Raw genomic sequence first — 20,467 nt, forward strand, 5'->3', positions numbered from 1 at the left:
GCGTGTGGAGGGGCAGTGCGCCCGGCCCGGGGGGCCGTGCACACTGCCCCTCCACACGCCGACGCGATCCCGCGTTGGGGTCGGGTTGGGTAGTGCGGCCGGGCGTTGTGGTCGGGTTGGGTAGCGGCCGGGTGCTGGGTCGAGTGGGTGGTGCGACGGCGGTTAGTGCTTCGTGTGGTAGCGGAGCAGGACGACGGCGTTGTCGAAGGTGCGGGTTTCCCGCAGGTCCAGGGTTGTGCGGTCGGCGGCTTCGGCGAAGGGGCGTTTGTCTCCGCCCAGGAGCACCGGGTGGACGCAGACCAGGTATTCGTCGATGAGCCCTCGGCGGCCCAGTTCGGCGGCTAGTGCGTAGCCGCCCATCAGGACGATGTCGCCGTCCGCGGCTGCCTTGTGCCGGGCGACTTCTTCGGTCAGGTCGCCGTTGGCGATCTGGGTGTTCCAGTCTGCTGAGGGCAGAGTGCGGGAGAAGACCAGCTTCGGCTTCTTCCGCCACAGCGGGGCGAAGGCCAGATCGTGCGGATGGTCCGAAATGGACTCCGCATCCGGCCAATAGCTCGACATCATTTCCCAGACGCGGCGGCCGTAGGCGAACATCGCGGCGCGCTCGGACAGTTCGTTCGCGTAGTCCGAGAGTTCCGGGCCCATCAGGGGCCAGTCGAACTCTCCGGCGGGGCCTTCGACGCAGCCGTCGAGCGATGTGTGGACGAGATAGACCAGGTCGGCCATGGCGGGCTCGCTTCCGTGGTGGGCAGGTGGTCACCAGGGAGTCGGAGCCGCCACGGCCGACCGGACATCGTCGCGCCAGGAAGTTTTCAGTACTCGTCGTGCCGCCGCCACCAGCTGCTCGGGGCGTCGGTGCCGCGGGACTCTTCCTCCCACGCCTCCTGCCGTCCGAACGGGGTGACGTCCAGGTAGCGCAGGGTGGAGACGAACTGGTCGCCGCCGCGGCCGTCGGTGAAGTAGGTGCGGTAGACGTCTTCGCCGTCGCGGAGGAAGACGCTCACACCGAAGCCGCCGTCGATCCCGCAGTCCGCCGGGAAATCCGTGCCCGCGGCCGAAACCCACGGAACCGTCCAGCCCATCCGGGCCCAGTACCGCTCGATCTCCGGCGGCGTCGCGGGCGCGACGATTTTCAGCGTGACGTCGCGTGCGTGCAGGTGGGCGGGATGACCCATGGAGTCCACGAGCATCGAGCAGCCCGGGCATCCCGCTTCGTTCCCGGGGCCGAGCATGAAGTGGTAGACGATCAGCTGACGGCGGCCTTCGAAGAGGTCCAGCAGGCTGTGCGTGCCGTCCGGGCCGGTGAATGCGTACTGCTTCGAGTACTGCACCATCGGCATTCGGCGGCGCTCGGCGGCGAGCCGGTCGCCCGCTCGGGTGTGTTCCTTTTCCTTGCGCAACAAGGCTTCCCGGGCGCTGGCCCATTCCGCGGGCGAGACGACGCGGGGGAGTGCGACGGTCATTTCAATTCCTCCAGGATGCGGTCGAGATCTTCGAAACCGGACTGCCAGCCATCGCGGTGCCCGTCGCGCTCGGCTTCGTCCGGGAACGGAGCCTGATGGAACGTCATCGAGGTTTTCCCGGCCAATTCGGCGAAATAGATCGTGACGAGGGTTTCGCCGACTTCGTCCTCCGGATGCTGCCAGCGGAAGGTGAACACGAGCCGGGACGGGGCGGAGACCTCGCGGTAGACGCCCGACACCCGCCGGTCGACGCCGTGCTCGGCGCTGGTGATCCGGCTGTGCCAGGCGCCGCCGGGACGCGGGTCCGTGCTGGTTTCGGACGCCACGAAGCCGTGCGGGCCGAACCAGCTCGCGAGGTGCGCCGGGTCGGTCCAGGCCTGGAACACCAGCTCCCGCGGGGCGTCGAAGACCCGCACGATGGTCAGCTCGCTCATTCGGCTCCCTCCCGCAGCTGCCGCAGGTGCTCGTCCAAGCGGTCGAAGCCGGACTCCCAGAACCGCCGGTACTCCGCGACCCACCCGGCGACGTCGGCCAGCGGTCCCGCTTCCAGCCGGCAGGGCCGCCATTGCCTGGTGCGGCCCCGGCTGATCAATCCCGCCTGCTCCAGCACCTTCAGGTGTTTCGACACCGCCTGCAGGCTCACCTCGAACGGCTCGGCCAGCTCGTTGACGGTGGCCTCGCCCTCGGTCAGACGGGCGAGGATCGCGCGTCGGGTCGGGTCCGCCAGCGCGGCGAAGGTGGTGCTCAGCTGGTCTGTCGGCATCGGTACTCAATCGGTTGGTTAATTAACTGACAGGTTGAATATAGTCCGGATGTCAACCCTTGAGAGCCGGGTCACTGCGGGCTCGGGTTTCCAATAGTAGGAAGTCCTAGTAAATTGAGAGGATGAGCGGCAGCGACCTGTACCGTCCCGCGAACCCGGTCCGGTTCGTCACGGCATCCAGCTTGTTCGACGGCCACGACGCCTCGATCAACATCATGCGGCGGATCCTGCAGTCCCAGGGCGCGGAAGTCGTCCATCTGGGCCACAACCGTTCCGTCGACGAGGTGGCCACGGCCGCCATCGCCGAGGACGTCCAGGGCGTCGCCATTTCCGCCTATCAGGGCGGGCACGTCGAGTACTTCAGCTACCTCGTCGAGCTGCTGAACGAGCGCGGCGCGGGGCACATCAAGGTGTTCGGCGGCGGTGGCGGCGTCATTGTGCGCGAGGAGATCGACCTGCTGCATTCGCGCGGCGTGGCCCGGATCTTCTCGCCGGAAGACGGCTACGAGATGGGCCTGCCGGGCATGATCAACATGATGATCAAGGCCTGCGACAGCGACCTGTCCGCACAGCCGCCCGCCTCGGTCGACAAGCTGCTGTCCGGCGAGGTGCCGGCGCTCGCGCGGGTGATCACCCAGCTGCAGCGCGAAAACCTGCCTGCCGAATGGCTGTCGGCGATCACCGAGGCCGCCGAAAAGCGGCGGGTGCCGGTTCTCGGCATCACCGGCACCGGCGGTTCCGGCAAGTCGTCGCTGACCGACGAGCTCATCCGCCGCTTCCGCCTCGACCAGGAAGACAAGCTGCGCATCGCCGTGCTCGCGGTGGACCCGTCGCGGCGCAAGGGCGGCGGCGCGCTGCTCGGCGACCGGATCCGGATGAACTGCCTGGACGGTTCGCCGGTGTATTTCCGCTCGCTCGCCACGCGCACCACCAGCGGCGAGATCCCGGCCGGGCTCAAGGAATCGATCCTGGCCTGCAAGGCGGCCGGGTTCGACCTGGTGATCGTGGAGACGCCGGGCATCGGCCAGGGCGACGCGGGCATCGTCGACTACGTGGACGAGTCGCTGTACGTGATGACGCCGGAGTTCGGCGCCGCGTCGCAGCTGGAGAAGATCGACATGCTCGACTTCGCCGACGTGGTCGCGATCAACAAGTTCGAGCGGCGCGGCGCCGAGGACGCGCGGCGCGACGTCGCGCGCCAGCTGGTGCGCAACCGCGAGGCGTTCGGGTCCGCGCCGGAGGACATGCCGGTGTACGGCACGAGTGCGGCGAAGTTCAACGACGACGGCGTGACGGCGCTGTACCAGCACCTGCGCGACCAGCTCGCCGAACGCGGACTGTCGGTGTCGGCCGGTACGCTGCCGGAGGTTTCGGGCAAGGTGTCGACGGACGCCAGCACGATCATCCCGGGCAACCGGGCGCGCTACCTCGCGGAGATTTCCGAGACGGTGCGCGGATACCACGAGCAGACCGAGAAGCAGGTCGCCGCGGTCCGCAAGCGCGACCACCTGGCCGCGGCCAAGGCCGCGCTGTCCGAAGTGGACGCCAGCACGGACGCGCTGGACGGCTTGCTCGCCGCTGCGGAGTCCGATGTGGACGGCGAGTCCGCCAACCTGCTCGAACGGTTCCGCTCGCTCGCCGAGGAATACCGGCAAGACGAGCTGGTCGTGAAGATCCGCGACAAGGAGCTGCACACCCAGCTGTGGCGGGAAACCCTGTCCGGCAACCGGATCCCGCGGGTCGCGCTGCCGCGCTACACCGAGTCCGGCGAGCTGCTTTCCTTCCTGCGCCGGGAAAACCTGCCCGGCTACTTCCCGTACACCGCGGGGGTGTTCCCGTTCAAGCGCGAGGGCGAGGACCCGGCGCGGATGTTCGCCGGCGAGGGCGACGCGTTCCGCACGAACCGCCGGTTCAAGCTGCTGTCGGCGGATTCCGAGGCCAAGCGGCTGTCGACGGCGTTCGACTCGGTCACCCTCTACGGCCACGACCCGGACACCCGCCCGGACATCTACGGCAAGGTCGGCACCTCCGGCGTCTCCATCGCGACGCTGGACGACATGAAGGCGCTCTACGACGGTTTCGACCTGACCGCGCCGAACACGTCAGTGTCGATGACGATCAACGGCCCCGCGCCGACGATCCTCGCGTTCTTCCTCAACACCGCGATCGACCAGAAGCTCGCCGCGTTCCGCGAGGAGCACGGGCGCGAGCCGTCCGAGGCTGAGGCCGCGCAGCTGCGCGAGTGGACGCTGCGCAACGTCCGCGGCACCGTGCAGGCGGACATCCTCAAGGAAGACCAGGGCCAGAACACCTGCATCTTCTCCACCGAGTTCAGCCTCCGGATGATGGCCGACATCCAGGAGTGGTTCATCGAGCACGGGGTGCGCAACTTCTACTCGGTGTCGATCTCCGGCTACCACATCGCCGAGGCCGGGGCGAACCCGATCTCGCAGCTGGCCTTCACGCTCGCCAACGGGTTCACCTACGTGGAGTCGTACCTGGCGCGCGGCATGCACATCGACGATTTCGCGCCGAACCTGTCGTTCTTCTTCTCCAACGGGATGGACGCGGAGTACTCGGTGCTCGGCCGGGTCGCGCGGCGGATCTGGGCCGTGGCGATGCGCGAGCGGTACGGCGCGAACGACCGGTCGCAGAAGCTCAAGTACCACGTGCAGACGTCCGGCCGGTCGCTGCACGCGCAGGAGATGAGCTTCAACGACATCCGCACCACGCTGCAGGCGCTGTGCGCGCTGTACGACAACGCGAACTCCTTGCACACCAACGCGTTCGACGAGGCGATCACCACGCCCTCGGAGTCCTCGGTGCGCCGCGCGATGGCCATCCAGATGATCATCAACAAGGAGTGGGGCCTGTCGAAGAACGAGAACCCGCTGCAGGGGTCGTTCATCATCGACGAGCTGACCGACCTGGTCGAGGAGGCCGTGCTCACCGAGTTCGACCGGATCTCCGAACGCGGCGGCGTGCTCGGCGCGATGGAGACCGGCTACCAGCGCGGCCGGATCCAGGACGAATCGCTGCTGTACGAACGCAAGAAGCACGACGGTTCGCTGCCGATCGTCGGCGTCAACACCTTCCGCAACCCGAAGGCGGGCGAGGACGACGTCGAGGTGGAGCTGGCCCGCGCGACCGAGGACGAGAAGCAGTCCCAGCTGCGCCGGCTGGCGCAGTTCCAGCAGGGGCACCGCGAGGAGGCCCAGCAGGCGCTGAAGGCGCTGCGCGAAGCGGCCACCCGCGGCGGCAACCTGTTCGACGTGCTGATGGATGCCGCGCGGGTGTGCTCGCTCGGTCAGATCACCGAGGCGTTCTTCGAGGTCGGCGGCCAGTACCGGCGCAACGTCTGACCGCTCACGCCCGGTCGGCGGCCAGCCGCCACATCGGGACGAGGACCCGGCCCTGCTCGTCGACGTCCAATGCGTCGAGCGCGGTCGGGTCCGGCCGTTCGCCCTCCGAGACGGCGGAGACCGCGGCGATCAGGCCTTCGCGGCTCATCGCGGTGGTGTACACGGCTTGTTCGAGTACGGTGATCGTCCAGCCGTTGCCGACCGTTTCGCGCAGATTCTGCTCAGTGATCCGGTACGGCACTGGGAAGTTCGCCGGTACGGCGTCGGAGAAGCAGAAGATGTTCAGCCGTGCGCCGGGTTTGGTCGCGCGCACGAGCGCCGCGACGTACGCGTGCCGCTGCTCTTCGTCGAGACAGTGGTAGAGCGCGCTGTCGAGGACCGCGTCGAAGCGGCCTTCGTAGCCATCGAGCCGGGTCGCGTCGGCCTGGGCGAAGGTGACGTCCAAACCGCGCTTCGCGGCTGTTTCGCGGGCCCGGGCGAGTGCGGTCGGCGCGCCGTCGAGACCGGTCACGCGGTGTCCGCGAGACGCGAGGTACAGCGCGTTTTCGCCTAGGCCGCAACCGATGTCGAGCACTTCGCCGTGGAAACCGCCGTCCGCTTCGAGCGCGACCACCGCGGGCTGCGGGCCGTCGATGTCCCAGGGCATCTTGTCCCCGATCGGGGTTTTGCCCTGGTACATGTCCTCGAAGTCGACGTCCGTCACGTCCATTCGGAGCCTCCCTATTCAACGGGTGATGATTTAACGCTAGCGGACGAGGCCGGTGATCTGTCAACACTCCGCGGGAATACCTGCCCGATCCGCGGAGTAGAAGGAGGCATGGAATTCGGGATCTCGACGTTCGTGACCGACGAAGGCATCCGGCCCGACGTGCTGGGCGAGGCAGCGGAGGAGCGCGGGTTCGCGTCGCTCTTCCTCGCGGAGCACTCGCACATCCCGGCGAGCCGCGAAACGCCGTACCCCAGCGGGGGCGAGCTGCCGCGCATCTACTACCGCACTCTCGACCCGTTCGTGGCGCTGACCGCGGCCGCGGTGAACACCTCGAACCTGCTGCTGGGCACCGGCGTGGCGCTGCTGATCCAGCGCGACGTCATCCACACCGCGAAGGAGGTGGCGTCGCTCGACCTGGTGTCGCGCGGACGGGTCGTCTTCGGCGTCGGAGCCGGCTGGAACCGGGAGGAAATGGTCGACCACGGCACCGATCCGAAGACCCGCGGCGCACTGCTGGACGAGCAGATCCAGGTGCTGAAGGAGATCTGGACCCAGGAGCAGGCCGAGTTCCACGGCAAGCACCTGGACTTCGACCCGTTCTTCGCGTGGCCGAAGCCGGTGCGGAAGCCGCATCCGCCGATTTACGTCGGCGGCGCGAGCGACGCGGCGCTGAAGCGGCTGGTGGAGTACGGCGACGGCTGGATCCCGAACCCGGCGGTGTCGCCGGACGACGTGCGTCGCGTGCGGCAGCGCCTCGCCGACGCGGGGCGCGCGGACCTGCCGTCGACGCTCTTCGGCGGACCGGCCGACGCGGACGCGATCAAGCAGTACGCCGATGCCGGGCTGAACCACTACGGGATCATGCTGCCGACCCTGCCGGAGGCGGAAACGCTGTCGCTGCTGGACGAATACGCCCGGCTCGCTGCCGCGTTCCGGGCCGAGTGACGTGCCGTGAAGGGCTCCTTGAAGGAATCTGATTCCCGCAAGGAGCCCTTCACGGACGTTCAGCGCGGCAGGCCGAGCACGCGTTCCGCGGCGGCGGAGAGCAGGACCTGAGTGGTGCCGCCCGCGATGGACAGGCAGCGGGTGAGCAGAAACTCTTGCGCCGCTGGGGTTTCCGCGACCAGTTCCGGTGCGAGATCGAGCGCGAACTCGGCCGTTTCCTGCCGATGTCGCACCCCGAGCAGCTTCGCGACCGACGATTCCGCGCCGGGACCGAGCCCGTCCAGCCTCCGCAGCGTCGCGCGCAGGTCGAGCACCGAACACGCGCTGCCCAGTCCGATCAACGCGCCGAGCCGGTCGCGATCCACGTCCTCGGGCGCGGAGTCCAGCAGTTCCTCCACGTTCTCGCCCACCGCCGAGCCTCGGCCCAGCGCGACGCGTTCGTTCGCCAGCGTCGTGCGTGCCAGCTTCCAGCCCGCGCCGGGTTCGCCGACGACGTCGGCGTCCGGGACGAACACGTCGTCCAGGAAAACCTCGTTGAACACGCTCCGTCCGGTGATCTCGCGCAGCGGCCGCGTCGTGATCCCGTCGGCGCGCATGTCGACGAGGAAGTACGTGATTCCCTTGTGCTTCGGCACCTCCGGGTTCGTGCGCGCGAGGCAGATCGCCCAATCCGCCTCATGGGCGAGCGACGTCCACACCTTCTGCCCGGTCAGCAGCCAGCCGCCGTCCGTGCGGCGCGCTACGGTGCGCAGCGACGCGAGATCCGAACCGGCACCGGGCTCGCTGAACAGCTGACACCAGGTCACCTCACCGCGCAGCGTCGGCTTGGCGAAGCGTTCGCGTTGGTCGTCGGTGCCGTGCGCGAGGATTGTCGGCACCGCCCAGCCGCCGATTACCAGGTCCGGCCGTCGGATGTTCGCCGCGGTCAACGCGGCGTCGATGCGCAGCTGTGTCGCCGCGTCCGCGCCCAGACCGTACGGCCGGGGCCAGTGCGGGGCGAGCAATCCGGAGTCGGCGAGCGCCGTGCGGCGGTTTTCTTCCGGCAGGGCCGCGATTTCCGCGACCAGCCGGGTGATCTCGGCGTCCTCGCCGACGTTGACCCCGAGCGTCCGCCGTTTTCCGGCCAGCGCCAAGTCCGCGGCCCGCTTCCGCCATCGCTGGGAGCCGCCAAGCCACTGCCGCAACGCCAGGGCGCGCCGGAGGTACAGGTGTGCTTCGTGTTCCCAGGTGAACCCGATTCCGCCGAGCACCTGGATGCAGTCCTTCGCGTTCTCGACGGCCGCGTCCAGCGCCACCGCGGCAGCGCTCGCGACCGCCAGCGGGTCGTCGACTGCCGAGGCCGCGTCCCACGCCAACGCCTCAGCCGCTTCGGTGCGGCACAACATCTCCGCACAAAGGTGTTTCACCGCCTGGAAAGCGCCGATCACCTGGCCGAATTGTTCTCGGACCTTCGCGTACTCGACGGCCGTCGTGAGGCACCAGCGCGCCACGCCCGCCGCCTCCGCGACCGCGAGCGTCGCGGCGAGATCGCGGACGTCCGGCAAGTTCAGCACCTCGCCGGACACGTCGGCCTCGACGCGCCCGAGCGACCGGGAGAAATCGAAGGGCGCCAATGGTTCCACTGCCGCGCCGGGCGGGACCAAGACATACTGTTCGCCGCGTGGAACAAGCAACCACGAGCCAGCGCTCGCGCCCGGAATGGGTGCCGATTCTTCCAGCTGCACCGCGACCTGTGCGGTGCCGTCCGCGATCTCGGCGGCGAGTTCTTTCGCCGGCTCCGCGAGCAGCAACCCGGCCAGCGCGGTGCTCAGCAGTGGTCCCGGAACCAGCGCTTCCGCCGCGGCGGCGAGCCCTGCCGCGAGATCTGCGACAGTCCCGTCCGCGCCGTTCACCGACGCGGGCAACGCGATGCCGGTAAGTCCGAGCGCGGAGAACCCGTCCGGCAGACTGGCGCCCGTGGTTTCGGCCGCGCGCACCGCCGCGACCGGATCGTGTGCCGCCGCCCAGTCCCGCACGGCGGCGGCGAGCGCGGTTTGGTCTTCGGTGAGCGCGACCGGCATCGGTCTCCTCCTCGCGGGGTACGGAGCTACTGGCGAGTGTAGAACGTGTTACAGTTTTTCCGCCAGGCGGTCGAGAGTTGAACCTTTCTCCAGGGCAGGTACGCTTACCCGGAAACTGGAACGAGTTCCGTAAGGCAGAGGGGAAGGGCGATGCCGGGGAAGGCGAAGACGCCGGCGGCCAAAACGCGGGCGAACGGCCTCGGCGCGATGGGCGAGGAACTGGGCTCCGCGGCCCAGCGGGACCGCCGCCGCCGCATCATCGACGCGACGCTCGCGCTGGCCTCCAAGGGTGGCTACGACGCGGTGCAGATGCGCGCGGTCGCGGAGAAGGCCGACGTCGCGCTGGGCACGCTGTACCGGTATTTCCCGTCGAAGATCCACCTGCTCGTGTCGGGCCTGGCGCAGCAGTTCGAGGCCGCGCACGAGAAGATCCAGCGCAGCGCGATCCCCGGAGACACCCCCGCCGAGCGGCTGATGTTCGTGCTGGGCCGCAATACCCGGCTGATGCAGCGCGACCCGCACCTGACCGAGGCGATGGTGCGCGCGTTCATGTTCGCCGACACGTCCGCGGCCGCCGAGGTCGAGCTGGTCGGCCGCCTGATGGAGGACATGTTCGCGAGCGCGATGGGCATCGACGAGCCCACCGAGTCCGACCGCGACATCTTCCACGTGGTGGCCGACGTGTGGATGGCGAACCTGGTCGCCTGGGTGACCCGGCGCGCGTCAGCGGCGGACGTAGCGACCCGGCTGGAGCTTTCCGTCCACCTGCTCCTGGACAAGTAGCCGTCCTCACGCCCCAGCGATCCGCAGCCACCCCACTCAACTCACCAAGGCACCCAGCCCTGGCCCTGCACCCCAAGACCGTCAGCACAATCAAGCTTCGGGGTGCCCCACGCCACCCCATATGCAATGTCGCCGCCAGGCGACGAGCCGAATTGTCAGCCCCAAGCGATACCGTGCCGGAGTGGAGTTCGACCAGACCACCCAAGCCACCTACCTCCCCTCGGATCCCCCGCGAGAGGGAGTTCTGGCGCTGTGGGGCGACGAGATCGAGGGGGACACCCCGATCCAGCTCGTCCTGCCCGGCGGCGGGAAATTCGCCCGGACCGAGGTGGTGGCGCGGCTCGTGCCGCTGGCGAAGGCCATCCCGCGGCTGCTCGTGGCGCCGGACGAGGCCAGTCCGGCGCTGGCGGCGTGGTCGGCCGTGGTCAACGCCGGGGTCAATCTGGTGGCGCGCGGGCGGTTGCGTCCGGCGGCCACTCCGAGCGGGCTCGGGACCTGGCGAGTCGGTCCGCTCGACGCGGCGGACGAGGAACTCCTGCGCGGGCTCGCGGCCGCGTTGCCGCCGGAAGCGCACGCGCTGCCGTTGTCCGGCGTCAAGCGAATCCGACTGCACTCGCCGGAATCGCTGGTCCGCGCGGTGTGGGACGCGGCGGCGGACGTGCTGGTGCGGAGTCCGGCGGCGGCGGTCGGCTCCGGCGGGGCGGCGTTCGCGGAAACCCAGCCGACGCTGCTGGATCCGGACGGCGCGGCCTGGCTCGCCGAGCTGGAAGCCCGCGGTCCGGACGGTGCGCAGCTGCTCTTGCGGATCGAAGCGACCGACGAGGAGTTCTCCGGAGTCCTGGCTGTCCGTTCCACTCTCGAACCGAGCCTGGTGGTCGAAGCGGCCACGCTCTGGGACGCGCCCGAAGCGGTCCTGCACCGGCTGGGCGACCAGGTGGAAACGCAGCTGCTGCTGGGTTTGCGGCGAGGCGCCCGGGCCTGGCCGCCGCTGGGCCGGATCCTGTCCGAACCGGCGCCCACCACGCTGCCGCTGTCCGACGACGAGGTCGTCGACCTGCTCGGGACGGGTGCCCGGGACTTGGGCGGCGCGGGCATCGAAGTCTTGTGGCCCAAGGATCTGTTTTCCGGAGAGGTCCGGGCGAAGGCGAGCGTCACGCAGGCCCCGGCGAGCGAATCCGGTCCCGCGTTCCCGCTCAACGGCCTGCTGGAGTTCCGCTGGCGGTTGAGCCTCGGCGGGAGCGAACTCACCGACGAGGAAGTAGCGGCGCTCGCGGAAGCGAAACGTCCGCTGGTCCGGTTGCGCGGGCAGTGGGTGAAGCTCGATCCCGCGCTGCTGGCGCGGATGCGGGCTCGCCGGTCGCGGCTCACCGGTGCGGAAGCGCTGGCCGCGGCGCTCACCGGGGAGCTGGAGGTCGACGGCGAGCGAGTCGAGTTCGCCCCGCAACCGGCGCTGGCGGGGCTCGCCGAACGGCTGCGGGAAAGGGAACCCGCGCCCGTCGAGGAACCGGCGGGGCTCACCGCCGCCTTGCGTCCGTACCAACGGGCCGGGCTGGGCTGGCTCGTCGCCATGACCGACCTCGGCCTCGGCGCCTGCCTCGCCGACGACATGGGCCTGGGCAAGACGATCCAGCTCATCGCGCTGCACCTGCATCGCCGGCCGCGGAAGGCGGGGCCGACGCTCGTGTTGTGCCCGACGTCGTTGCTGAGCAACTGGGAACGCGAGTTCGGCAAGTTCGCGCCGGACGTGCCGGTCCGCCGGTTCCACGGCGGCGGGCGGCATCTCGACGACCTGGCCGCGGACGAGGTCGTGCTCGCCACGTACGGGGTGCTGCGCCGCGACCGGGAACTGCTGTCCGAAGTGGACTGGGGAATGGTCGCCGCGGACGAAGCGCAACATGTGAAGAACCCGTTGTCCGCCACCTCGAAGGAACTGCGGCAGGTGCCCGCGGCGGCTCGCGTGGCGCTCACCGGCACGCCGGTGGAGAACCGGCTCACCGAGCTGTGGTCGCTGCTCGACTGGACCACGCCGGGGCTGCTCGGCCCGCTGGAGAAGTTCCGGCGAACGGTGGCGCGGCCGATCGAACGGGACCGCGACGAGACGGTCACCGGACGGCTCGCCGCGACGGTCCGGCCGTTCCTGTTGCGCCGCCGCAAAACCGACCCGGACATCGCGCCGGAGCTGCCGAGGAAAACCGAGACCGACCGGTACGTCCCGCTCACCGCCGAGCAGACCACGTTGTACGAGGCGGTGGTGCGCGAGAACCTCGCGCAGATCCGGGAGGCGCAAGGGGTGCAGCGGCGCGGCCAGGTGCTGAAGCTGCTCACCGAGCTCAAGCAGATCTGCAACCACCCGGCGCACTACCTCAAGGAAAGCACCGGCGTGCTCAGCGGACGCTCAGGCAAGCTCGCCGCGTTCGAGGAACTGCTGGACGTCATCCTCGACGAGGGCGAGAGCGTGCTGGTGTTCAGCCAGTACGTGCGGCTGTGCCGGTTGCTGGAGCGGCGGCTCGCCGAGCGCGGGCTGCCCACCGCGCTGCTGTCCGGGGAGGCCGGGCCGAAGCGGCGCGACGAGATGGTGGCCGCGTTCCAGTCCGGCGAGGTGCCGGTGTTCCTGTTGTCGCTCAAGGCGGGCGGCGTCGGGCTCAACCTCACCCGGGCCACGCACGTGATCCACTACGACCGCTGGTGGAACCCGGCGGTCGAGGACCAGGCCACCGACCGCGCGTACCGGATCGGGCAGGACCGGCCGGTGCAGGTGCACCGGCTGATCGCCGAAGGCACGCTCGAGGAACGCGTCGCGGCGGTGCTGGAAACCAAGCGCGGGCTGGCCGACGCGGTCGTCGGCGCGGGGGAGGACTGGATCACCGAACTGTCCGACGACCAGCTCGCCGACCTCGTCCGGCTCGGGAGCGGCTGATGCCGCCGCGGCGGACGTTCGGGCGCCGGTGGTGGGGCCGGGCGTGGGTGGAAGCGCTGGAGCAGCGCGCGAAACTGGACCCGAACCGGCTGCCGCGCGGGCGGACGTACGCGCGCAAGGGCGTCGTGGACGAGCTGTCGATCCGTCCCGGCGAGATCACCGCGTGGGTGCGGGGCAGCCGGCCGGATCCGTACCGCGTCGCGATCCGGATGCGCGAGTTCAGCGCGGCGGAATGGGACAAGCTGCTCGACGTCGCCGGCCGCCGCCTCGGGCATGCCGCGGCGCTGCTCGACGGCGAGCTGCCGGAGGAACTGGCCGTCCAATCGCGCGAGGCCGGGGCCGACCTGCTGCCCGGTCCCGGCGACCTGCGGCCGCGCTGTTCCTGCCCGGACAGCGCGAATCCGTGCAAACACGTGGCGGCGGTGTATTACCTGGTCGCGGACGAGGTCGATGCCGATCCGTTCGTGCTGTTCACCCTGCGCGGGCGGGGCCGGGACGAGGTTTTGGCTCAGCTGCGGGAGTTGCGGACTCCCAGCGCGGCTCGGCCGGCGCGGGCGCCAGAGGTCGGGCTGACGCCGAAGAAGGCGTACTCGCGGCGGATCGCGCCGCTGCCGCCGTTGCCCGCCCTCCCCGGCGAGCCCGGTCCGCCCGCCGTGCTCGACCTGGACCCGCCCGCTCGCTCCGGGCTGACGTCCGCCGGGCTCGCCGCGCTGGCCGCCGACGCCGCGGCGCTCGCACTCGACCTGCTGCACACCCAGGATGCCTTGGCGGACTTGACTTTCTCCGAGGACCTGGCGCGTCGCGCCGCTCGTCCGGGCGCGGACGTCTTCGGCTTGGCGGCCGCCGCGCAGGTCGCGCCGTCGGAGCTGATCGTGGCCGCGCAGGCGTGGCGGGAAGCGGGCCGGAGCGGGCTGGCGGCGCTGCGGGACGTGTGGAGTCCCGGCCCAGGCCCGCTGGCGGTGGCGCGAGCGGAACTCGCGGAGTTGCCGGGGGAGGTGAAGGTGTGGCGCAACCGGGTGACGGCCGGTCCGGTGCAGCTGCGGTACGGACGGGACGGCCGGTGGTACCGGTTCGTGCGGGTGGCCGGGCAGTGGTGGCCGGACGGGCCTCCGGCCGAGCAGCCGGTCGACCTCGCCTACCCCGCGGAGAGCTGACTCGAGTGCACTCGCGAAACGAGACGGTCCGTCTCGTTTCGTGCTACCGTCGGCGGCATGGCGAGAACCTGGGTGATCACCGGAACGAGCCGCGGCCTCGGCCGGGCGTTGGCGCTGGCCGCCGCGGAAGCGGGCGACCGGGTGCTGGCGACCGTCCGCACGCCGGGCAGCGCGCCGGGGCACCGGAACGTCGCCGAGCAGGTGCTCGATGTGCGGAACCGGGCTGCCGCACGGGAAACCGTGCAGCGGGCCGTCACCGAATTCGGCCGGCTGGACGTCGTGGTGAACAACGCCGGATACGGATTGGCGGGCATGGCTGAGGAGGTGAGCGAGGAGGAAGCGCGGGACATCCTGGACACGAACCTGTTTGGCGCGTTGTGGCTGACGCAGGCGGCGCTTCCGGTGCTGCGCGAGCAACGGTCGGGGCACGTCGTGCAGATTTCCTCGGTCGGCGGCGCCGGTTCGGTGCCGGGATTCGGGCTGTACAACGCGAGCAAGTGGGGTCTGGAGGGGATGAGCGAGGCGCTCGCCCAGGAGGTCGCGGAGTTCGGCGTGCGGGTGAGCATCGTCGAACCGGGCGGGATGGACACCGCATGGGCGACCGGCAGCATGCGGTTCGCCGCGCCGAACCCGGCGTACGACGGGCTGCGCGAGCGGGTGTTCGGCACGCCGGCCGTGCCGTGGGCGACCGCCGGCACCGGCGGCGGCACCCCGCCCGCGGAGATCGCGGCCGAGATCCTGCGGCACGTCAACGATCCGGCCGACCCGCGGCTGCGCGTCCTGGCCGGGGCCGATGCCCCCGAGATGGTCGCGACCGCGCTGTCGGGCAGGCTGGCGGATTACCGGCAGGACAAGCGTTTCTCCGCCGCGGAGAACTGACATGGCCCGCGCCAGCACTCGCGCCCGCGTGCACGCCGCGGTGCTCGCCCTCGCCGCCGAGTCCGGTTACGGCGGCCTGACCATGGAGGGCATCGCGGCCCGCGCGGGCACCGGAAAGCAAACGCTGTACCGCACGTGGTCGTCGCCCGCCGCGGTGCTGCTCGATGCGCTGCTGGAGCAAAGCCTCGACGCTTCCGGCGAAGTCGCCATCCCGGACACCGGCGACCTGCGTGCCGACTTGGCAACCCTGGTCCGCGGCATGCTCGCCGAACTCGCCGATCCGGCGACCGACCGCCTGCTCCGCGCCGTGACCGCCGAACTGCAAACCGACCCGGCCATCGGCGCCGAAGTCCTGGACCGCCTGCTGGGCCCGCAGTTGCGCGCCATCGCCGACCGCCTGGCCCGCGCCGGAATCGAAGCCCCGGAGGACGGCGCGGAACTGCTGCTGGGCCCGGTTTTCCACCGCTGGCTGCTGCGCACCCGGCCGTTCCCGGAGGACTGGCCGGCCGCACACGTGGAGCGGGTACTGCGCGCGGTCTCCTTCGACGGCTAGCTTCAGGTAGGGACCGCTGAGTGCTGCCCGCGCGGTGTATTCGCAAAGGGGCGATTCGCCACAGCAGAACCAGTCCACAAGATTCTTCGAGCGGCGTCGAACTGGCTGGAGTCGCTGCGCGGAGATTCAGCGCGAACCGAAACGCCCGCAGGCCGGATCAGCTGCCGGCTGACTCTGTCCCCCGGAGCTCCACGCAGCACCCGCCGTCGCGAGGGGCGACCCGGGCCGTCGACACGCCCGGGACCTGCAGGCCTTCCACGACTCCGCTCAGGAACCGGTCCGTCATTCCGCACACCAGGTCCGGCGCGCGTTCCGCCAGCGGCTGGAACGGGCAGTTCCGCAGTCGCAGGCACACCGGCGTCTCGCGGTTCGGTTCGAAACCGTGCCGGGCCAGGACCGTGCTCGTCAGGGTCAGTCCGCGTTCCGTGCCCAGCCGGCCCGGCCGGGAGCGTTCGCGTTCGGCGGCGCCGGCCGCGGCTCCGTGCCGTCCGGCTTCGCGCAGGGCGGCGTCCCGGGCCGGTTCTCCGGGAGCGGCCGAGGCGACCGCGTCCACCAGGATCGCGGCCAGCACGTCCGGGTGCCGGGGCGGGATGGTGATCGCGAAGTCGGTCGCGGCGGGTTCGTAGACCTTCGGGGCGCGGCCCACCTTCCGGACCCCGCCGACGGTTTCGTAGCGGGCGCGCAGCAGGCCGGCTGTCACGAGTTTGTCCAGGTGGAACGCGGCCAGCTTGCGCGAGATGCCGACCGCCGCGGCGGCCTCCTCGCGCGTCACCGGGCGGCCGGCGTCCCGGATGAAGGCGTACATCCCCCGGCGCAGGTCCTCGTCCAGCGCCGCTACCGCGCGGATCGTCGCCAGGTCACTCGTCACACCCCCACGATAACGCCCAGCAAGGTTCCCCGAACCCGCCACCTGGCTTGTTCACCTGGTCACATTGACTCCGCCGCACAATAAGACAAAGATTTATCGGCGAAACCCCGTCCCGCCGCCAGCCGAAGCCCGAGGATCGCCCATGCAGTCGTCCGGAACCGCCCTCCGCGTCGTCCACGAGCCCGTCCCCGGCTTCGACCTGGCCGCGGCCGAAAACGCGGCGGGGGACTTCCTGCGCGCGCTCGGCATCAGCCTCGACTCGGAGAGCCTGCGCGGCACCCCCGGCCGGATGGCGCGCGCGTACGCGGAGCTGTTCACGCCGCGCTCGTTCGATCTGACCACGTTCCCCAACGACGAGGGCTACGACGAGCTGGTATTGGCCCGCGACATCCCGGTCCGGTCGGTCTGCGAACACCACCTGCTGCCGTTCACCGGGGTCGCGCACGTCGGGTACCTGCCGGGCGAGCGGATCCTCGGGTTGTCGAAGCTGGCGCGGGTCGTCGAGCACTTCGCGTGCCGCCCGCAGGTGCAGGAGCGGCTGACTAAGCAGATCGCGGGCTGGCTCGGCGACCAGCTGTCGCCGAAGGGCGTCGGTGTGGTGATCGAGGCCGAGCACACCTGCATGACCCTGCGCGGCGTCCAGGCGACCGGCTCCTCCACGGTCACGTCCACCTTGATGGGCACGCTTCGCGAGGACGCGCGGTCGCGTCAGGAATTCTTCTCGCTGACCGGGGTGAACGCCTGAGCGTGGGTCCAGTCGAGGAAGTGCTCGACTGCGCGCACGACATGGGTGCTGCGGATCGACGGGAACACGTCGAACGCGTGCTGTGCTCCGGCAAGCTCCGCGTACGCCACCGGATGGGCGGATTTGGCGCGCAACCGGGCGACGAACTCCCTCGCCTCCGCGACCGGCACGAGCGAATCGTGCTTGCCGTGGATCACGAAGAACGGCGGGGCGTCCTCGGCGACCCGGTCCAGCGGCGACGCGGCGAGGTAGTCGTCCAGCCGGTGCTCCGGGGCGAACACCCGCCGCGCCATCAGGCTTTCCAGCCGGTACCGGCTTTCCGCCTCGCCGGTCGACGCGGCGATGTCGTACACGCCGTAGTGCGGCACGCAGGCCTGCACGCTCGTGTCCGCCTCCTCGAACCCGGGCTGCAGCGCCGGGTCGTTCTGGCTCAGCGCGAGCAGCGCGGCCAGGTGCCCGCCCGCCGAACCGCCGGTCACCGCGACGAATCGCGGGTCGCCGCCGTATTCGGCGATGTGCTCGCGGATCCAGGCGAGCGCTTGCTTGGCCGCGACGATGTGCGCGGGCCAGCGCGACGCGGGGGAGAGCGGGTAGTTGATCGCCACGCAGACCCAGCCTCGCCGGGCCAGATGGCGCATCAGCGGCAGGCCCTGCTGTTCCTTGTTGCCGATCGTCCACGCGCCGCCGTGGATCTGCAGCAGCACCGGCGCGTCGCGGACTGTTTGGCGCGGGCGGTAGACGTCCAGCAGGAAGCGTTTGCCGCCCGGGGCGTATGCGACGTTGCGGTCCCGCACGACGTCCGGCTCATGTATCCGGAACGGCATCAGGAGGCGGCCCCACGGCGTCGAAAAGTCCGACGGGTTCTCGAGGTGGTCTTTGTAGTCCTCGCCGAGCACTTCGACGAGCGCGGCTTCGACCTCGAGGCGCGCCTTCAGCGACGTTCCGATGAGCGATGCGAAACCGGCCGCGGACAGCCCGGCCAGCGCCAGCCCGACCCGGTCGCTGGGGCGGCGCACCCCGTGGCGCGCGACGTGCTGCAGAGTGTCGGTCGCGGTGAGGGCGAGCAGATGCGGCGCGAGTTCGCCGGTGAGCCAGCCGGCGAAGAACACCGGGATCGAGGTCGGCCGCGGTTTCGGCGGGCGCAAGGCGAGCGCGGCGAGACCGAGCTGCGCCGCCCGGCGGGTCACGAAGTCCGGTTTCACCTGCCCGATGCTACCTCCGCCGAGCGCCCTCGCCAGGGTTCTGCCTTACGCTGGAAGACATGCAGCGACTGAGCGGGCTGGACGCGAGCTTCCTCTACCTCGAGACGCCCTCGCAGGTCCTGCACGTCTGCGGCCTGCTCACCCTCGACGGCTCCACCATGCCCGGCGGCTACGCGTTCGGAGAGTTCAAGCGCCGCCTCGCCGAACGCGTCGCGGTGATCCCGGCGTTCCGCCGCAAACTCCACAATCCGCTCTGGAACCTGAACCATCCGGTGTGGGTCGAGGACGAGGATTTCGACCTCGACAACCACGTGCACCGGGTCGGCCTGCCCGCGCCGGGCGACGATCGCGAACTCGCCGAGCTGTGCGCGCACATCGCCGGGCAGCGGCTCGACCGCGCGCATCCGCTGTGGCAGTGCTACGTGATCGAGGGACTGTCCGACGGACGGCTGGCGGTGCTGCTGAAAATGCACCACGCGAGCGTCGACGGCGTCGGCGGGGCCAGCCTGATCGGCTACCTCGCCGGTCTCGAACCCGACTCGCCGCTGCCCGAGCTGCCTGAAGGCGAGCAGCACAATGACGGCCTTCCCACCCGGTTGCGGCTGCTGCGCGAGAGCGCCGATTCGCTGCTGCACCGGCCGTTCGAGATCGCCCGGCTGCTGCCGGAGCTGCTCGAGCTGGTGCCGAGGTGGCTCGGCAAAGCGTTGCGCGGCAAGGGGATGCCGGTGCCGTTCACCGCACCGCGGACCTCGCTGAACGGCACCATCACCGGCCACCGCTCGGTCGCGTTCGCTCAGCTGGACCTCGACGCGGTGAAGCAGGTGAAGAACGCGTTCGGCGTCACGGTGAACGACGTGGTGCTGGCGCTGGTTTCCGGTGCGCTGCGGCAATTCCTGCTCGGCCGCGGCGAACTGCCGGACGACCCGCTGGTGGCGACGGTCCCGGTGTCGGTGCACGAACGCACGGAACGCGACCGGGGCAGCAACCGCGTGTCCGCCTTTTTCGCTTCGCTGCCAACGCATTTGCCGGACCCGGCGGCGCGCGTGTTCTACCTGGCGGAGGCGAACCGCCGGGCGAAGGACCACCACTACGACATCGACGCCGACATGCTCGCCGACTGGGCCCAATTCTCCCCGGCGACGGTCTTCGGGCTCGGCGTGCGCGCGTACTCGGCGCTGCGGCTGGCCGAACGGCACCCGGTGGTGCACAACCTGATCATCTCCAACGTTCCCGGCCCGCCGATGCCGCTGTATTTGCTGGGCGCGCGGATCACCGGGCTGTACCCGCTGGGGCCGGTGTTCCACGGGGCGGGGCTCAACATCACGGTGTTGTCGAACGACGGCAAGGTCGGCGTCGGACTGTTGGGGGCCAAGGAATTGGTGAAGGATCTGTGGCCGCTGGCGGACGCGTTGCCGGAGGCGATGGACGAGCTCAGCAAGGCTGCGCCGGTCTGACCTGTGTCAGGAACAGGCCTGTCGCAGCTCTTCGAGGTCGGAGCCTAGTTTCTTGTTCATGGCTTTCGCGGCTTCGAGGTCCCGGTTGTCGATGTCGGTCGCGATCATCCGGGCGTCGCTGGCGACGGTCCGGATCCGTATGCGCACCCGGCTGGTGTCCGCTTCGTCCGCGGCATTGTCGAATTCGGTGCCGTAACCGCGGAACTCCGCGGCCATCGCGCTGGCGTCGGACGTCCCGGCGAGGTTCGCGGTGATCGAACGGATCACCCCGCCGGCCAGCGCGCATCCGGGGTCCGGTGTGGTCTCGGCCGTCGCCGGGCGCGTCGGGATCCGGGTGATGCTCGGCGCGCGCCGGGTCGTCGGACTGGGCGACGGCGACTCGGACTGCGCGGTCGTCGGCGGATGCGCGGAGTGGCGGTCGAACCAGGCTTTCAGCTCGTCCCAATTGTGGATCCCGAACCAGGCCAGCAGCGCGAGCACCGCGGTCGCCACCCCGAGCCACTCCTTGACGTGCTTGGGATCGCCGCCGGACGGGTTACCGCCAGTGCTTTCCGCCGGTTCAGACATCGGACCCCCCCTCTTCCGGAGGTCTATTGTGGCAGATTCCGCA

The 20,467-nt window shown here is 70.3% G+C and carries 18 protein-coding genes; 9 read left to right on the top strand and 9 right to left on the bottom strand.

Annotated features, from left to right (window positions below; translation table 11 throughout):
- Positions 1 to 162: 162 nt before the first annotated feature.
- The 4 genes from L942_RS04620 to L942_RS04635 all read right to left on the bottom strand — a co-directional run bounded on the left by L942_RS04620 (position 163) and on the right by L942_RS04635 (position 2,226).
- Positions 163 to 726 carry a dihydrofolate reductase family protein gene (locus L942_RS04620; protein WP_037355323.1) on the bottom strand — a complete coding sequence of 188 codons (564 nt, stop codon included), beginning with the start codon at positions 724 to 726 and terminating at the stop codon, positions 163 to 165.
- Between the two features lie 86 nt (positions 727 to 812).
- Complete coding sequence (locus tag L942_RS04625) at positions 813 to 1,463, bottom strand: DUF899 domain-containing protein (protein WP_037355324.1); 651 nt, start codon at positions 1,461 to 1,463, stop codon at positions 813 to 815.
- Positions 1,460 to 1,897 carry an SRPBCC family protein gene (locus tag L942_RS04630; RefSeq protein WP_037355326.1) on the bottom strand — a complete coding sequence of 146 codons (438 nt, stop codon included), beginning with the start codon at positions 1,895 to 1,897 and terminating at the stop codon, positions 1,460 to 1,462. Before L942_RS04630 ends, L942_RS04625 begins: the two co-directional genes overlap by 4 nt.
- Positions 1,894 to 2,226, bottom strand: a complete 333-nt coding sequence (locus L942_RS04635; protein WP_037355329.1) for an ArsR/SmtB family transcription factor — start codon at positions 2,224 to 2,226, stop codon at positions 1,894 to 1,896. Before L942_RS04635 ends, L942_RS04630 begins: the two co-directional genes overlap by 4 nt.
- A gap of 122 nt (positions 2,227 to 2,348) precedes the next feature.
- On the opposite strand from L942_RS04635, the gene icmF reads away from it, so the two are divergent.
- The gene (gene icmF / locus L942_RS04640) at positions 2,349 to 5,588 is read left to right on the top strand and encodes a fused isobutyryl-CoA mutase/GTPase IcmF (RefSeq protein ID WP_037355331.1); all 3,240 of its coding nucleotides are present in this window, start codon (positions 2,349 to 2,351) and stop codon (positions 5,586 to 5,588) included.
- A gap of 4 nt (positions 5,589 to 5,592) precedes the next feature.
- On the opposite strand, the gene L942_RS04645 is transcribed toward icmF, so the two are convergent.
- On the bottom strand, positions 5,593 to 6,297 hold the full coding sequence (locus tag L942_RS04645; protein ID WP_037355333.1) for a class I SAM-dependent methyltransferase: 705 nt from the start codon (positions 6,295 to 6,297) through the stop codon (positions 5,593 to 5,595).
- A gap of 108 nt (positions 6,298 to 6,405) precedes the next feature.
- Here L942_RS04645 and L942_RS04650 point away from each other — a divergent pair, with 108 nt between their 5' ends.
- A complete protein-coding gene (locus L942_RS04650; protein WP_037355334.1) occupies positions 6,406 to 7,242 on the top strand; it encodes an LLM class F420-dependent oxidoreductase in 837 nt (278 codons plus the stop codon).
- A gap of 59 nt (positions 7,243 to 7,301) precedes the next feature.
- Here the strand turns inward: L942_RS04650 and L942_RS04655 are convergent, their stop codons facing one another.
- Positions 7,302 to 9,302: an acyl-CoA dehydrogenase family protein gene (locus L942_RS04655; RefSeq protein WP_037355336.1), complete on the bottom strand. Its 2,001-nt coding sequence runs from the start codon at positions 9,300 to 9,302 to the stop codon at positions 7,302 to 7,304.
- Between the two features lie 150 nt (positions 9,303 to 9,452).
- On the opposite strand from L942_RS04655, the gene kstR reads away from it, so the two are divergent.
- From kstR to L942_RS04680, 5 genes are all read left to right on the top strand, one after another.
- Positions 9,453 to 10,085, top strand: a complete 633-nt coding sequence (gene kstR, locus L942_RS04660) for a cholesterol catabolism transcriptional regulator KstR (RefSeq protein ID WP_037355337.1) — start codon at positions 9,453 to 9,455, stop codon at positions 10,083 to 10,085.
- Between the two features lie 181 nt (positions 10,086 to 10,266).
- Positions 10,267 to 13,002: a DEAD/DEAH box helicase gene (locus L942_RS04665; protein WP_037355338.1), complete on the top strand. Its 2,736-nt coding sequence runs from the start codon at positions 10,267 to 10,269 to the stop codon at positions 13,000 to 13,002.
- Positions 13,002 to 14,156, top strand: a complete 1,155-nt coding sequence (locus L942_RS04670; RefSeq protein ID WP_037355340.1) for an SWIM zinc finger family protein — start codon at positions 13,002 to 13,004, stop codon at positions 14,154 to 14,156. Before L942_RS04665 ends, L942_RS04670 begins: the two co-directional genes overlap by 1 nt.
- Before the next feature lie 57 nt (positions 14,157 to 14,213).
- Positions 14,214 to 15,035: an SDR family NAD(P)-dependent oxidoreductase gene (locus L942_RS04675; RefSeq protein WP_037355342.1), complete on the top strand. Its 822-nt coding sequence runs from the start codon at positions 14,214 to 14,216 to the stop codon at positions 15,033 to 15,035.
- A gap of 1 nt (position 15,036) precedes the next feature.
- Positions 15,037 to 15,588, top strand: a complete 552-nt coding sequence (locus L942_RS04680) for a TetR/AcrR family transcriptional regulator (RefSeq protein ID WP_037355344.1) — start codon at positions 15,037 to 15,039, stop codon at positions 15,586 to 15,588.
- A gap of 157 nt (positions 15,589 to 15,745) precedes the next feature.
- Here L942_RS04680 and L942_RS04685 read toward each other — a convergent pair whose 3' ends face one another.
- Entirely contained in the window at positions 15,746 to 16,456 is a 711-nt protein-coding gene (locus L942_RS04685) for a helix-turn-helix transcriptional regulator (RefSeq protein WP_037355345.1), read from the bottom strand.
- Positions 16,457 to 16,598: 142 nt separating this feature from the next.
- Between L942_RS04685 and folE the strand changes: the two genes are divergently transcribed.
- Entirely contained in the window at positions 16,599 to 17,201 is a 603-nt protein-coding gene (folE, locus tag L942_RS04690) for a GTP cyclohydrolase I FolE (protein WP_037355347.1), read from the top strand.
- Here the strand turns inward: folE and L942_RS04695 are convergent.
- Complete coding sequence (locus tag L942_RS04695; RefSeq protein ID WP_037355348.1) at positions 17,165 to 18,403, bottom strand: alpha/beta hydrolase; 1,239 nt, start codon at positions 18,401 to 18,403, stop codon at positions 17,165 to 17,167. The genes folE and L942_RS04695 overlap by 37 nt on opposite strands.
- A 59-nt stretch (positions 18,404 to 18,462) precedes the next feature.
- Between L942_RS04695 and L942_RS04700 the strand changes: the two genes are divergently transcribed.
- The gene (locus L942_RS04700; protein ID WP_037355350.1) at positions 18,463 to 19,857 is read left to right on the top strand and encodes a WS/DGAT/MGAT family O-acyltransferase; all 1,395 of its coding nucleotides are present in this window, start codon (positions 18,463 to 18,465) and stop codon (positions 19,855 to 19,857) included.
- Between the two features lie 6 nt (positions 19,858 to 19,863).
- Here the strand turns inward: L942_RS04700 and L942_RS04705 are convergent, their stop codons facing one another.
- The gene (locus L942_RS04705) at positions 19,864 to 20,424 is read right to left on the bottom strand and encodes a hypothetical protein (protein ID WP_037355353.1); all 561 of its coding nucleotides are present in this window, start codon (positions 20,422 to 20,424) and stop codon (positions 19,864 to 19,866) included.
- Positions 20,425 to 20,467: the final 43 nt, after the last annotated feature.

The organism is Amycolatopsis orientalis DSM 43388, assembly GCF_000411975.1.
Taxonomy (GTDB): domain Bacteria; phylum Actinomycetota; class Actinomycetes; order Mycobacteriales; family Pseudonocardiaceae; genus Amycolatopsis; species Amycolatopsis orientalis_D.